Source organism: Klebsiella sp. K47 (genome assembly GCF_051858335.1).
Classification (GTDB): domain Bacteria; phylum Pseudomonadota; class Gammaproteobacteria; order Enterobacterales; family Enterobacteriaceae; genus Klebsiella; species Klebsiella pneumoniae.
Window position 1 is genome coordinate 68791 of sequence record NZ_JBPYUI010000021.1, and the last position, 13668, is coordinate 82458.

General features: G+C 53.3%; 13 protein-coding genes. All 13 read right to left on the reverse strand.

Annotated elements, in window-relative coordinates; translation table 11 throughout:
• Nucleotides 1-73 precede the first annotated feature (73 nt).
• On the reverse strand, nucleotides 74-1114 hold the full coding sequence (pstS, locus tag RRF55_RS19390) for a phosphate ABC transporter substrate-binding protein PstS (RefSeq protein WP_016531022.1): 1041 nt from the start codon (nucleotides 1112-1114) through the stop codon (nucleotides 74-76).
• Nucleotides 1115-1450: 336 nt separating this feature from the next.
• Nucleotides 1451-3280 (reverse strand): glutamine--fructose-6-phosphate transaminase (isomerizing), encoded by a 1830-nt coding sequence (gene glmS / locus RRF55_RS19395; RefSeq protein ID WP_004150309.1) that lies wholly within the window; start codon nucleotides 3278-3280, stop codon nucleotides 1451-1453.
• 183 nt (nucleotides 3281-3463) lie between these two features.
• Nucleotides 3464-4834 (reverse strand): bifunctional UDP-N-acetylglucosamine diphosphorylase/glucosamine-1-phosphate N-acetyltransferase GlmU, encoded by a 1371-nt coding sequence (glmU, locus tag RRF55_RS19400; RefSeq protein ID WP_004173839.1) that lies wholly within the window; start codon nucleotides 4832-4834, stop codon nucleotides 3464-3466.
• A gap of 696 nt (nucleotides 4835-5530) precedes the next feature.
• Nucleotides 5531-5950, reverse strand: a complete 420-nt coding sequence (locus tag RRF55_RS19405) for a F0F1 ATP synthase subunit epsilon (RefSeq protein WP_001251971.1) — start codon at nucleotides 5948-5950, stop codon at nucleotides 5531-5533.
• A 20-nt stretch (nucleotides 5951-5970) separates the two neighbouring features.
• Nucleotides 5971-7353, reverse strand: a complete 1383-nt coding sequence (gene atpD / locus RRF55_RS19410; protein WP_004144997.1) for a F0F1 ATP synthase subunit beta — start codon at nucleotides 7351-7353, stop codon at nucleotides 5971-5973.
• A gap of 26 nt (nucleotides 7354-7379) precedes the next feature.
• A complete protein-coding gene (gene atpG / locus RRF55_RS19415) occupies nucleotides 7380-8243 on the reverse strand; it encodes a F0F1 ATP synthase subunit gamma (protein WP_004144996.1) in 864 nt (287 codons plus the stop codon).
• 50 nt (nucleotides 8244-8293) lie between these two features.
• Nucleotides 8294-9835: a F0F1 ATP synthase subunit alpha gene (gene atpA / locus RRF55_RS19420; protein WP_004144995.1), complete on the reverse strand. Its 1542-nt coding sequence runs from the start codon at nucleotides 9833-9835 to the stop codon at nucleotides 8294-8296.
• A gap of 12 nt (nucleotides 9836-9847) precedes the next feature.
• Nucleotides 9848-10381 carry a F0F1 ATP synthase subunit delta gene (atpH, locus tag RRF55_RS19425; RefSeq protein ID WP_004144994.1) on the reverse strand — a complete coding sequence of 178 codons (534 nt, stop codon included), beginning with the start codon at nucleotides 10379-10381 and terminating at the stop codon, nucleotides 9848-9850.
• 14 nt (nucleotides 10382-10395) lie between these two features.
• Nucleotides 10396-10866, reverse strand: coding sequence for a F0F1 ATP synthase subunit B (gene atpF, locus RRF55_RS19430; protein ID WP_004107293.1), 471 nt, complete (start codon nucleotides 10864-10866; stop codon nucleotides 10396-10398).
• 50 nt (nucleotides 10867-10916) lie between these two features.
• Nucleotides 10917-11156, reverse strand: a complete 240-nt coding sequence (gene atpE, locus RRF55_RS19435; protein ID WP_000429386.1) for a F0F1 ATP synthase subunit C — start codon at nucleotides 11154-11156, stop codon at nucleotides 10917-10919.
• 49 nt (nucleotides 11157-11205) lie between these two features.
• Entirely contained in the window at nucleotides 11206-12021 is an 816-nt protein-coding gene (gene atpB / locus RRF55_RS19440) for a F0F1 ATP synthase subunit A (RefSeq protein WP_004173838.1), read from the reverse strand.
• 7 nt (nucleotides 12022-12028) lie between these two features.
• Nucleotides 12029-12409 carry a F0F1 ATP synthase subunit I gene (atpI, locus tag RRF55_RS19445; protein WP_004144991.1) on the reverse strand — a complete coding sequence of 127 codons (381 nt, stop codon included), beginning with the start codon at nucleotides 12407-12409 and terminating at the stop codon, nucleotides 12029-12031.
• 616 nt (nucleotides 12410-13025) lie between these two features.
• Entirely contained in the window at nucleotides 13026-13649 is a 624-nt protein-coding gene (rsmG, locus tag RRF55_RS19450) for a 16S rRNA (guanine(527)-N(7))-methyltransferase RsmG (protein ID WP_004151554.1), read from the reverse strand.
• Nucleotides 13650-13668 lie beyond the last annotated feature (19 nt).

Here is a 13668-nt window from a genome sequence, read left to right on the forward strand (position 1 = left end):
CCCGGGCCTACAGTCTGAACCGTAGGGCGGGCAGCGCCTGAACGCCCCCGCCATCTTCGTCAAAAATCTACTGTTAGTACAGCGCTTTACCGCTGCTGTCTTTGACGTTGGTTTTCCATGCCGCGCGAACCTGCTCTACCACGCTTTCCGGCAGCGTCGCGTAATCCAGCGCATTCGCTTCTTTCCCGCCGTTTTTATACGCCCAGTCGAAGAACTTCAGCACTTCAGCGGTCTGTTCCGGCTTGTTCGTCGTCTTGTGCACCAGGATGAAGGTGGTTGAGGTGATCGGCCATGCATTCTCGCCTTTCTGGTTGGTCAGGTCCTGAGCGAAAGACTTGCTCCAGTCAACGCCTTTTGCGGCGTTAGCGAAGTTGTCTTCAGTCGGGCTAACCGGCTTGCCGTCGGCAGAGACCAGTTTGGTGTAGGCCAGGTTATTTTGCTTAGCGTAAGCGTATTCGACGTAACCAATCGAGCCCGGCAGACGCTGAACAAAGGCGGCGATACCATCGTTGCCTTTACCGCCCAGACCGGTTGGCCAGTTTACGGTAGAGCCGGCGCCGATTTTCGATTTCCACTCTTCATTCACTTTGGACAGGTAGCTGGTGAAAACGAAGGAGGTACCTGAACCATCGGCGCGGCGGACCACGGCGATGTTCTGCGACGGCAGCTTCAGGCCCGGGTTGAGCTTAGCGATCGCTTCGTCATCCCATTTTTTAATTTTACCCAGGTAGATATCACCGAGGGTTTTGCCATCCAGCACCAGCTCGCCGGATTTCACGCCAGGCAGGTTAACCGCCAGTACCACGCCGCCAATCACGGTGGGGAACTGGAACAGACCTTCCTGGGTCAGTTTGTCATCAGCCAGCGGAGCATCAGAAGCACCGAAATCAACGGTGTTGGCAATAATCTGCTTAACGCCACCAGAGGAACCAATACCCTGGTAGTTCACTTTATTGCCAGTTTCTTTCTGATAGGTATCAGCCCATTTGGCATACACCGGCGCAGGGAAAGTTGCGCCTGCGCCAGTCAGGCTTGCTGCTGCGAAGGCAGAGAAAGCGCTCATCGATAAGGTCGCGGCGACAACTGTTGCGACGGTGGTACGCATAACGTTCATAATGTCTCCTGCTGGGATTCGTAAATCATTGTTTCGAGGCTATGGTGAGCAAAATAGGTCAAAGAGGTGACAGTAAAATGTACGAATTATGACAGTTTTATGACAGGCCGGGAGAGTGGATTTTACGCCAAATAATACGCTTATAACTCAGATGGTTATCTCTAATCATGACCGTGGAATGACAAAATAATTTTCTTTTTATGACGGCGAAATCGGACCGTAAAACGATCGTTTGTCATCTACCGCCAGCCAAAATATTACGCACGTAATCGGTGGAAAACAGCAGGTGCAAATAAAAAGGGCCGCCGTTGGCAGCCCTTTGCAGGATAGGATGCTTTACTCAACCGTTACCGATTTCGCCAGGTTACGCGGCTGGTCAACGTCAGTGCCTTTGATCAGCGCGACGTGATAAGCCAACAGCTGCAGCGGAACCGTATAGAAGATAGGGGCGATGGTCTCTTCCACATGCGGCATCTCAATGATGTGCATGTTATCGCTACCGTTGAAGCCGGCTTCACCGTCGGCGAAGACGTATAGTTCACCGCCGCGGGCACGAACCTCTTCGATGTTGGATTTCAGTTTTTCCAGCAGTTCGTTGTTCGGCGCCACCACAATCACCGGCATTTCCGCATCAATCAGCGCCAGTGGGCCGTGCTTAAGCTCGCCCGCCGCATAGGCTTCCGCGTGAATGTAGGAGATCTCTTTCAGCTTCAGCGCCCCTTCCATAGCGATCGGATACTGATCGCCACGGCCAAGGAACAGCGCATGGTGCTTATCAGAGAAGCGCTCTGCCAGCTGCTCAATACGCTTGTCCTGGGAGAGCATCTGCTCGATACGGTTCGGCAGAGCCTGAAGGCCGTGCACGATATCATGCTCGATAGACGCATCCTGACCTTTCAGTCGCGCCAGTTTCGCCACCAGCATCAACAGCACGGTTAGCTGAGTGGTAAAGGCTTTGGTCGAGGCCACGCCGATTTCCGTTCCGGCTTTCGTCATCAGCGCCAGATCGGACTCGCGCACCAGCGACGAGCCCGGCACGTTGCAGATGGCCAGCGAGCCGAGATAGCCCAGCTCTTTCGACAGACGCAGCGCCGCCAGGGTATCGGCAGTTTCACCGGACTGGGAGAGGGTGATCATCAGGCTATTGCGACGCACCGCGGACTTGCGATAGCGGAATTCGGAGGCGATTTCCACATCGCACGGGACGCCGGCTAACGCTTCGAACCAGTAGCGGGAGACCATCCCGGAGTTATAGGAAGTCCCGCAGGCCACTATCTGAATATGTTCAACCTGAGCCAGCATTTCATTGGCGTTCGGCCCCAGTTCGCTGAGATCCACTTCGCCATGGCTGATGCGCCCGGTCAGGGTGTTCTTAATCGCGTTCGGCTGCTCGAAAATCTCTTTCTGCATATAGTGGCGGTAGATACCTTTATCGCCAGCGTCATACTGCAGATTGGATTCGATCTCCTGGCGCTTCACTTGCGCAGCGGACTTATCAAAAATCACCACCGAACGGCGAGTCACTTCCGCGATATCGCCTTCTTCGAGGAAGATGAAGCGGCGGGTAACTGGCAGCAATGCCAGCTGGTCGGAAGCGATAAAGTTTTCACCCATCCCCAGGCCAATTACCAGCGGGCTACCGGAGCGGGCCGCCAGCAGAGTGCCCGGGTCACGGGTATCCATGATCACCGTACCGTAAGCGCCGCGCAGCTGCGGGATAGCGCGCAGGACGGCTTCACGCAAGGTACCGCCTTGTTCCAGCTCCCAGTGCACCAGATGGGCAATAACTTCGGTATCGGTCTCAGTGACGAAGACATAGCCGCGAGACTGCAGCAGGGCGCGCAGCGGCTCATGGTTTTCGATGATCCCGTTATGGACCACCACAATGTGTTCAGAAACATGCGGATGCGCATTGCTCTCAGACGGTTCGCCGTGCGTCGCCCAACGAGTATGGGCGATCCCGGTACCACCGTGTAACGGTTGCTCTTCTACCGCCTGAGCCAGCATCTGAACTTTACCCAGGCGACGCACGCGGGTCATATGACCTTCGCTGTCGACCACTGCCAGACCGGCAGAGTCATAGCCACGGTATTCCAGACGACGTAAACCTTCGAGAAGGATTTCAGCAATATCACGCTGCGCGACTGCGCCAACAATTCCACACATAGTTAAATTTCCTGATAATGGCGATATGCCATGCGTTGTCGCTGACCTGTATTTGCCCGTTTTCCGGGCGCCCCGAGCCTTGTAGAGAGTGGGGTTATTGTTATGGTACTGCCTGCGGACGGGGATCTATGTTGACCCTCTCATCCTGGTTCGCCGGGAAAATTTCCCCGGCGCTAATCCAAATTATTTCTTCTTCACCGGACGCTGCCAGCCCTGTTTGTGGACCTGCGGTACGCGGCTCAACACCAGTTCGTTATCGGCGATATTGCGCGTGACGGTGGTGCCGGCGGCGATCGTGACGCCGTTGCCTACCGTGACCGGGGCCACCAGCTGGGTATCCGAGCCGACAAAGACATCATCGCCAATAATCGTTTTATGCTTGTTCGCACCATCGTAGTTGCAGGTGATGGTGCCCGCGCCGATATTGACGTTATCGCCAATCTCCGCATCGCCCAGATAGGTCAGATGACCCGCCTTGGAGCCTTTCCCGAGACGCGCTTTTTTCATTTCCACGAAGTTACCAACGTGGGCGCCTTCCAGCAGTTCGGCGCCCGGGCGCAGACGGGCAAATGGACCGATGGTGCAGGCTGCCTGCAGCTGGGCATCTTCCACCACGCTGTAGGGGCTAATTTCGCAGTCATCGCCGATGGTGCTGTTTTTGATCACGCAGCCGGCGCCGATTTTCACTCGATCGCCCAGCACCACGTTGCCTTCCAGAATAACGTTAGTATCGATCTCTACATCGCGCCCGTGCTGCAGCGTACCGCGCAGATCGAAACGCGCCGGATCGCGCAGCATCACGCCCGCCAGCAGCAGCTTTTCCGCCTGCTCCGCCTGGTAGACGCGCTCCAGGCGCGCAAGCTGCAGGCGGTTGTTGACGCCTTCGACTTCGCTCAGGCGCTGCGGATGCACTGCGACGATCTGGTGTCCTTCCTGGTGCGCCATGGCGATGATATCGGTGATGTAGTATTCACCCTGAGCGTTGTTATTGGTGAGTTTCGCCAGCCAGCGCTTTAGATCCGCTCCGCCGGCGATCAGGATCCCGGTGTTGATTTCCTGGATCTGGCGCTGGGCCTCGCTGGCATCTTTGTGCTCAACGATGCCCGTCACCTGGCCATTTTCACGGGTAATGCGGCCATAGCCGGTTGGGTCATCCAGCTTCACCGTTAACAGACCAATCCCACCCTGTGGTTTCGCGGCGCGCAGGCGCTGTAGCGTCTCAACGGAGATCAGCGGCACGTCGCCATAGAGCATCAGGATGTCTTCATCATCATTGAAGAATGGCGCCGCCTGCTGCATAGCGTGCCCGGTTCCGAGCTGCTCGGCCTGCAGCACCCAGTTCAGGTTGTCTTCATGCAGAGTCTGACGCAGCAGATCGCCGCCGTGGCCGTATACCAGGTGTACCGCACATGCGCCTAAATCGTTAGCGGCATCAATGACATGCTGCACCATTGGCTTCCCGGCCAGGGTATGCAGCACCTTAGGAAGATCGGAATACATGCGGGTCCCTTTGCCTGCAGCAAGGATAACCACGCTCATCGCACTATTTGACATACTCATCCTGACGGTAATTAGAACGAAAAGTAAAAGCCTTTCACGTTGAAATTTCTACATATTTTTCATCATAAAACGAGACGTGGAGAAAACGTCCAGGCTCACTGTTTTACCCCATTTTATGACGCTATTTTTAACCACTGCAAATCAGTTTAACGCTGAAAAAGGAGGGCGGGGTGGAGAATCATTAACTATCTCACTGCTTTTGCTGTTTTTTCGCCACCTGAATAAAGCCGCAGCGGCAGGCGTTTATCAGCACCCACAGCGGGAAGAACCAGGATAAATATTCGCCAGTCGCTGGCGGGGGAGGACGGTAAAGTGATGGATGCTATCCATAAAAAACGAAAGGCCACCTATCAGGTGACCTTCTTTTCCCGGTTTCACATCGCCAGTGTTGTCGTTTTGATGGGCGATACGTCGTGTCAGCGGGCGAGATAGCGCGGAGCTTAGAAGCTCAGGACGCTAAATTTAGCGATGATTTTATGGAACAGTTTCATGATGATTTCCTGACGCAGGTGCAGTTTATAACGCTCTTTTTTGTGACATACATCACATAAAAAGAGTTTACGCCTCATCATTTAACTAATCAATAACAATTAAGGGTGAATGCTGTTTTCACTTCATCCGCTCGTCAGCAGCGGGCAATAAAAAAAGCCAGCCTGGAACCCAGACTGGCTTTTTACGTTCAAGCCGGTGTTACATCGCTTTTTTGGTCAACTCGATAACGCGCAGTTTAGCGATCGCTTTGGCCAGTTCCGCAGACGCCTGAGCGTAATCCACATCGCCGTGAGAGCTCTTAATGTGCTCTTCCGCTTTGCGTTTCGCTTCCAGCGCTCGCGCTTCGTCGAGGTCCTGACCGCGAATTGCGGTATCCGCCAGGACGGTCACGCTGCCAGGCTGCACTTCAAGAATGCCGCCGGACAGATAGATAAACTCTTCATGACCGTGCTGTTTAACGATGCGAATCATACCAGGCTTAATGGCGGTGAGCAGCGGCGCGTGGCCCGGGTAAATACCCAGTTCACCTTCGCTACCCGTTACCTGGATTTTTTCGACCAGACCAGAGAACATTTGTTGCTCTGCGCTGACGACGTCCAGGTGGTAAGTCATTGCCATATCACCCTCCGATTAAGGCGTTAAAGTTTTTTGGCTTTTTCCACGGCTTCGTCGATGGAACCGACCATGTAGAACGCCTGCTCTGGCAGGTGATCGTATTCGCCTTCCATGATGCCTTTAAAGCCACGGATGGTGTCTTTCAGCGCCACGTATTTGCCCGGAGAACCGGTAAAGACTTCTGCCACGAAGAACGGCTGGGACAGGAAGCGCTGGATCTTACGCGCGCGAGCTACCACCAGTTTGTCTTCTTCAGACAGTTCGTCCATACCGAGGATGGCGATAATGTCTTTCAGTTCCTGATAACGCTGCAGGATGGACTGAACGCCACGCGCGGTGTCGTAGTGTTCCTGACCAACAACCAGCGGATCCAGCTGACGGCTGGTGGAATCCAGCGGGTCAACGGCCGGGTAGATACCCAGGGATGCGATCTGACGGCTCAGTACTACGGTTGCATCTAAGTGAGCAAAGGTAGTGGCTGGGGATGGGTCAGTTAAGTCATCCGCCGGTACGTATACCGCCTGTACGGAGGTGATAGAACCGGTTTTGGTGGAGGTGATACGTTCCTGCAGAACGCCCATCTCTTCCGCCAGGGTCGGCTGATAACCTACCGCTGAAGGCATACGACCCAGCAGCGCGGATACTTCAGTACCGGCCAGGGTGTAACGATAGATGTTATCGACGAACAGCAGTACGTCACGACCTTCGTCACGGAATTTCTCAGCCATGGTCAGGCCGGTCAGCGCAACGCGCAGACGGTTTCCCGGCGGCTCGTTCATCTGGCCGTACACCAGGGATACTTTATCGATAACGTTGGAGTCGGTCATTTCGTGGTAGAAGTCGTTACCCTCACGAGTACGCTCACCTACGCCCGCAAACACAGAGTAACCGGAGTGCTCGATCGCGATGTTACGGATCAGCTCCATCATGTTTACAGTTTTACCTACACCCGCACCGCCGAACAGACCAACTTTACCGCCCTTGGCGAACGGACACATCAGGTCGATAACTTTGATACCGGTTTCCAGCAGTTCCTGAGAGCTGGACAGCTCTTCATAGGACGGTGCCGCGCGGTGGATAGCCCAACGCTCTTCTTCGCCGATGTCGCCTTTCATGTCAACCGGTTGACCCAGTACGTTCATGATACGACCCAGCGTTGCTTTACCTACCGGGACTTCGATCGGGTGCTCGAGGTCTTTTACATCCAGACCGCGGCGCAGACCATCAGAAGAACCCATGGCGATGGTACGTACGATACCGCCGCCCAGCTGCTGCTGAACTTCCAGCACCAGAACTTCATTACCATTCTGTACCTCAAGGGCTTCGTACACGCGTGGTACGGCATCCTGAGGGAACTCGACGTCGACCACGGCGCCGATTACCTGGACAATCTTTCCAGTAGCCATCTTAAATCCTCTACGAAATAACCTGGTTAAACCGCGGCGGCCCCCGAGACGATCTCGGTGAGTTCCTGAGTAATGCTGGCCTGACGAGCTTTGTTGTATACCAACTGCAGCTCTTTAATCAGGCTGCCGCCATTATCGGTCGCGGCTTTCATCGCCACCATACGGGCGGCCTGCTCGCTGGCCAGGTTTTCAACCACGCCCTGATAAACCTGAGATTCGACGTAGCGGCGCAGGAGGGTATCCAGCAGCGCTTTCGGATCGGGCTCATACAGGTAATCCCAGGATTTACGTTTCAGATCAGCATCTTCTGATGCCGGTAACGGCAGCAGCTGAGTGATCGTCGGAACCTGAGACATGGTGTTAATAAATTTGTTGCTGACAACGTACAGCTTGTCCAGACGGCCTTCATCATAGGCCTGCAACATCACTTTTACCGGGCCGATCAGTTCGGACAGGGATGGGTTATCCCCCATACCGGTCACCTGTGCAACCACGTTGCCGCCCACGGAGTTAAAGAAAGAAACGCCCTTAGAGCCGATCATTGCGAGGTCGCACTGAACGCCTTTATCGGACCATGCTTTCATTTCCGCCAGCAGTTTCTTGAACAGGTTAATGTTCAAGCCGCCGCACAGACCACGGTCGGTCGACACCACCAGGTAGCCCACGCGCTTAACGTCGCGTTCTTCCAGGTAAGGGTGCTTATATTCCAGATTACCGTTCGCAAGGTGACCAATCACTTTGCGCATAGTATCTGCGTAAGGACGGCTGGCCGCCATGCGCTCCTGCGATTTACGCATTTTGGAAGCGGCGACCATCTCCATCGCTTTAGTGATCTTTTGCGTGTTCTGGACGCTTGCGATCTTACTACGTATCTCTTTTGCGCCGGCCATGAGCTTCTCCTCAATGCCTTGCGGCCTGCCCTAAGACAGACCGCCAGACGTTACCAGGACTGGGTTGCTTTGAAGGAATCGAGGATGCCTTTCAGCTTGCCTTCGATTTCGTCGTTATAGCCACCGGACTGGTTAATCTCTTGCATCAGCGGAGCGTGATCACGGTCGACGTAAGCCAGCAGAGCGGCTTCGAAGCTACCGATTTTCGCCAGTTCTACATCAGCCAGGTAACCACGTTCTGCTGCGAACAGAACCAGAGACTGCTGCGCGACGGACATCGGCGCATACTGTTTCTGTTTCAGCAGCTCGGTCACTTTCTGACCGTGGTCCAGCTGTTTGCGGGTTGCATCGTCAAGGTCGGATGCAAACTGGGAGAACGCCGCCAGTTCACGATACTGCGCCAGCGCGGTACGGATACCACCGGACAGTTTCTTCATGATCTTGGTCTGCGCTGCACCACCAACACGGGATACGGAGATACCCGGGTTAACCGCAGGACGAATACCGGCGTTAAACAGGTTGGTTTCCAGGAAGATCTGACCATCGGTAATAGAGATTACGTTGGTCGGAACGAATGCGGAAACGTCACCCGCCTGCGTTTCGATAATCGGCAGCGCGGTCAGAGAACCGGTTTTCCCTTTCACTTCACCTTTGGTGAAGGCTTCAACGTATTCGGCGTTAACACGCGCAGCACGCTCCAGCAGACGAGAGTGGAGGTAGAATACGTCGCCCGGGAACGCTTCACGTCCAGGCGGACGACGGAGCAGCAGGGAGATCTGGCGATAAGCAACAGCCTGTTTAGACAGATCATCGTAAACGATCAGCGCATCTTCACCGCGGTCGCGGAAGTATTCGCCCATTGCGCAACCAGCGTATGGCGCCAGGTATTGCAGTGCAGCAGATTCAGATGCAGTCGCTACCACTACGATGGTGTTAGCCAGCGCGCCGTGCTCTTCCAGTTTACGCACCACGTTAGAGATGGTGGACGCTTTCTGACCGATAGCGACATAGACGCACTTGATGCCGGAATCACGCTGGTTGATGATGGCATCGATAGCCAGCGCAGTTTTACCGGTCTGACGGTCGCCGATGATCAGTTCACGCTGACCACGACCGATTGGGATCATGGCGTCAACGGATTTGTAACCGGTCTGTACCGGCTGATCGACGGACTGACGTTCGATTACGCCCGGCGCGATCGCTTCAACGGCGGAGAAACCGTCGTTTTCCAGCGGACCTTTACCATCAATTGGCGCGCCCAGGGTGTTAACCACGCGGCCCAGCAGGCCACGGCCTACCGGAACTTCCAGGATACGGCCAGTACATTTCACCTTCATGCCTTCGGCGAGGTCAGCGTACGGACCCATTACCACCGCACCTACGGAGTCGCGCTCCAGGTTCAGTGCGATAGCGTAACGGTTACCCGGCAGGGAGATCATCTCGCCCTGCATACATTCGGCAAGGCCGTGGATGCGGATAACACCGTCACTTACAGAAACAATAGTACCTTCGTTATGAGCTTCGCTCACAACATTGAACTGAGCAATGCGCTGCTTGATCAGTTCGCTGATTTCGGTGGAATTCAGTTGCATGCTCCAGTCCCCTTAAGACTGCAAGACGTCTGCAAGGCGCTCAAGACGGCCGCGTACGCTGCCATCAATGACCATATCACCCGCACGGATGATAATACCTGCCATAACAGACTTATCGATTTTGCAATTCAGCTTAACTTTGCGTGACAGACGTTTTTCCATCGCGCTGACGATCCTGGCAAGCTGTTCATCACTCAGTTGGTTGGCAGATATTACTTCTACCTCTGCGATGGCCTCACTGGCCGCGCGCAGGTGAATGAATTGCTCAAGAACGTCCGGGAGCACCTTCAGACGATTATTTTCCGCCATCACCTTAATCAGGTTCTGGCCATTTTCGTCGAGTTGCTCGCCGCAGATAGCGATAAACGCTTCTGAGAGCGTTTCCGGCGCCAAAGCACCGGAGAGAAGCTCTGCCATTTGGTCGTTTTTGGTCACTTCGGCGGCAAACGCCAGCATATCCTGCCAGCGTTCAACACTGTTGTGTTCGACGGCAAAGTCAAAAGCTGCTTTGGCGTAGGGGCGAGCTACCGTTACAAATTCAGACATCAGCCCCTCCCTCCTTACAGTTCAGCGACAAGTTTATCCACGATGTCGCTGTTAGCAGCTTCATCCACGGAACGTTCGATGATCTTCTCGGCGCCAGCAACAGCCAGGATAGCGACCTGCTTACGCAGCTCCTCGCGTGCACGTTTACGCTCAGCATCAATTTCAGCCTGCGCTTGTGCAACGATTTTGGTGCGTTCCTGTTCTGCTTCAGCTTTAGCTTCGTCCAGAATCTGAGAGCGGCGCTTGTTCGCCTGCTCAATGATTACCTGGGCTTCCGCTTTCGCTTTTTTCAGCTGGTCGGTCGCGTTGGCCTGTGCAAGGTCCAAATCTTTCTTAGCGCGTTCTGCAGAAGCTAAACCGTCAGAAATCTCTTTCTGGCGTTTTTCGATGGCAGCCATTAAAGGCGGCCATACGTATTTCATGCAGAACCATACGAAGATAACAAACGCGATGGCCTGGCCGAGGATTGTTGCGTTCATGTTCACAGCACAATACCTCTTTAATTAACTCTGTGGCTTAGGTTTCTAACAACTTACTACGCGACGGCGAACATCACGTACAGACCCAGACCTACAGCGATCATCGGGATAGCATCCACCAGACCCATAACGATAAAGAACTGAGTACGCAGCAGAGGGATCAGATCCGGCTGACGCGCTGCGCCTTCCAGGAATTTACCTCCGAGGATGCCGATACCGATCGCAGCACCGATTGCCGCCAGACCCATCATCACAGCGGCAGCCATGTACAGCAGATCCATATTCAGGTTTTCCATGACAGTCTCCAGTTTGTTTCAGTTAAAACGTAGTAGTGTTGGTAAAAAATCAATGCTCTTCAGATGCCATCGACAGATAGACAATCGTCAGAACCATGAAGATGAAGGCTTGCAGCGTAATAATCAGGATGTGGAAAATGGCCCAAGGCACATTCAGAACCCACTGTGACCACCACGGCAACAGACCAGCAATCAGAATGAAAATCAGCTCACCGGCATACATGTTGCCGAACAGTCGCAGACCGAGAGAGACCGGTTTGGACAGCAGGCTTACCCCTTCAAGGATTAAGTTGACAGGAATGAACGCCCAGTGATTGAACGGCTGCATGGTCAGTTCTTTAACGAACCCACCAACGCCTTTCATTTTGATGCTGTAGAAAATAATCAGGATGAACACGCCAAGCGCCATCGACAGGGTGATGTTCACGTCGGCAGACGGAACCACGCGCAGTGCAGGCAGGCCGAGTATGTGCTCACCGATCCAAGGTAAGAAATCGATAGGCAAGAGGTCCATCAGGTTCATCAGGAAGACCCAGACGAACACGGTCAGCGCCAGCGGCGCGATAACCTTGCTCTTGCCATGGTACATGTCTTTGACGCTGCCATGGACGAAGCCGATGATCATTTCGATGAAGGTTTGGAATTTCCCTGGTACGCCGCTGGTCGCTTTCTTAGCAACGCTACGGAACATGGCAAGGAACAGCAGACCGAGAACCACCGAGAAGAACATGGAGTCAATGTTGAGCGTCCAGAAGGTGGCTGTGTGGTTGTGCGGATCCACCAGCGAGAATGTACGCAGGTCCAACTGAAGGTTGTTCAGATGGTGTCCTATGTAATCCTGCGGCGTCATATTTTCTGAAGCCATGATGCCTTTACCCTTTGTTGTTAATTACAGCTGGCGCCAGAACTTGTACCACCAGCACCAAAACCCACGTCACGATCAGTGGCAAAAATACCACTTTTAAAACGGCCAGCGCCACCGCCAGAAGGGCGAAGGTCAGCAACACCTTGAAGGCTTCACCGAAGGCGAAGGTCCAGGCCACACGGCCTTTTGCTGGTGTATGCGCCTGATGACGCCAGGCAAAAATTATAAACATCAGATTTGGCAAGACCACTGCCAAACCGCCGCATACAGCGGAAATGCCCCAGAAGGGGTCTTTGAGGCTGAACAGCAGTCCACTTGCCATTACTGCCAGTAACTGAATAAACAGAAGCTTGCGAGCAACGTTTCGACTCAAGAGCGACACTGACATCACGTTTTTACTCCTGCTCCCTTTGAGGTATGTCGCGTGTCGTATAAAACGTCCTTTAAGACGAAGAGTCAAGCATCAAAAAGCGGACAAATTATACGGTGACGCCCCGTGATTTCAAACAATAAGTAGCAAAATAGTGAATAAATGTTTAATTATTTTCCAACGGACAACTTTCCGTGCATTTCAGCGTTCTGTGAGCGGTCATACAAAACTGCAAATAACGAGGAAACACGGCAATTAAAGCGTGCATCAGATCACATAATAAACATTTCAAGCGCCCTTTAATGAATCAAGGACATAAAACACTATTTTTCATGCTTTTGATATTCAAGATAAAAAGTGAGGACATTATCTAAAACAACCTCACATACAATAAAAACCTTTTATTGACATTTATAATAAAAATTTAACATCACTATGCTGTTCATCATTGTCGATTTTTAGCACCCTGATATTTTCAAAGTTGACTATTTTGTCAGTGAATCACTTACGCTAAGTTAACTGCAAGAAAAGCCATAGTAAAAACAAGGTTAAATGCAGCCCGTTAATATCGGGGGACGTCCTTTATTTTTGTAACATGCGCGGGCCACATTTTTTCCACATTTTTTGATAAAAATTAACTCGATTTTGGCTTAATCACCACCAGGTGCCGCTCCCCTTCCAACCGAGGAACATGCAGCTCAATCACCTCGACAATGTCATACCCCTCCGGCAGACTTTCCATTTCTTCTTTTTGCGCTAACCCTTTGAGCGCATAGAAGTGACCATTCGCTGCCGGCAGATGATGGCACCAGCTCACCATATCATTAAGCGATGCGAAAGCGCGGCTTATCACGCCATCAAACGGCGGCTCGGCCGGGAAGGCTTCCACGCGGCTCTGCACCGGGGTGACGTTATCCAGCTTCAGCTCGTGCTGCACCTGACGCAGGAAGCGCACGCGCTTGCCAAGGCTGTCCAGCAGGGTGAAATGTGACTCCGGACATACGATGGCCAACGGGATCCCCGGCAACCCCGGGCCCGTACCAACATCGATAAAGCGCGAGCCCTGCAGATAAGGCGCCACGATGATGCTGTCGAGAATATGACGCACCAGCATCTCATTCGGATCGCGAACGGAAGTCAGGTTATAGGCTTTGTTCCACTTATCGAGCAGTCCGACGTAAGCCACCAGCTGATTTTTCTGGTGATCGGTGAGCGAAATACCCGCTTCATCCAGCAGACGAGAAAGTTTGTTGAGCACGGTAAGTACCTTCAAAAAA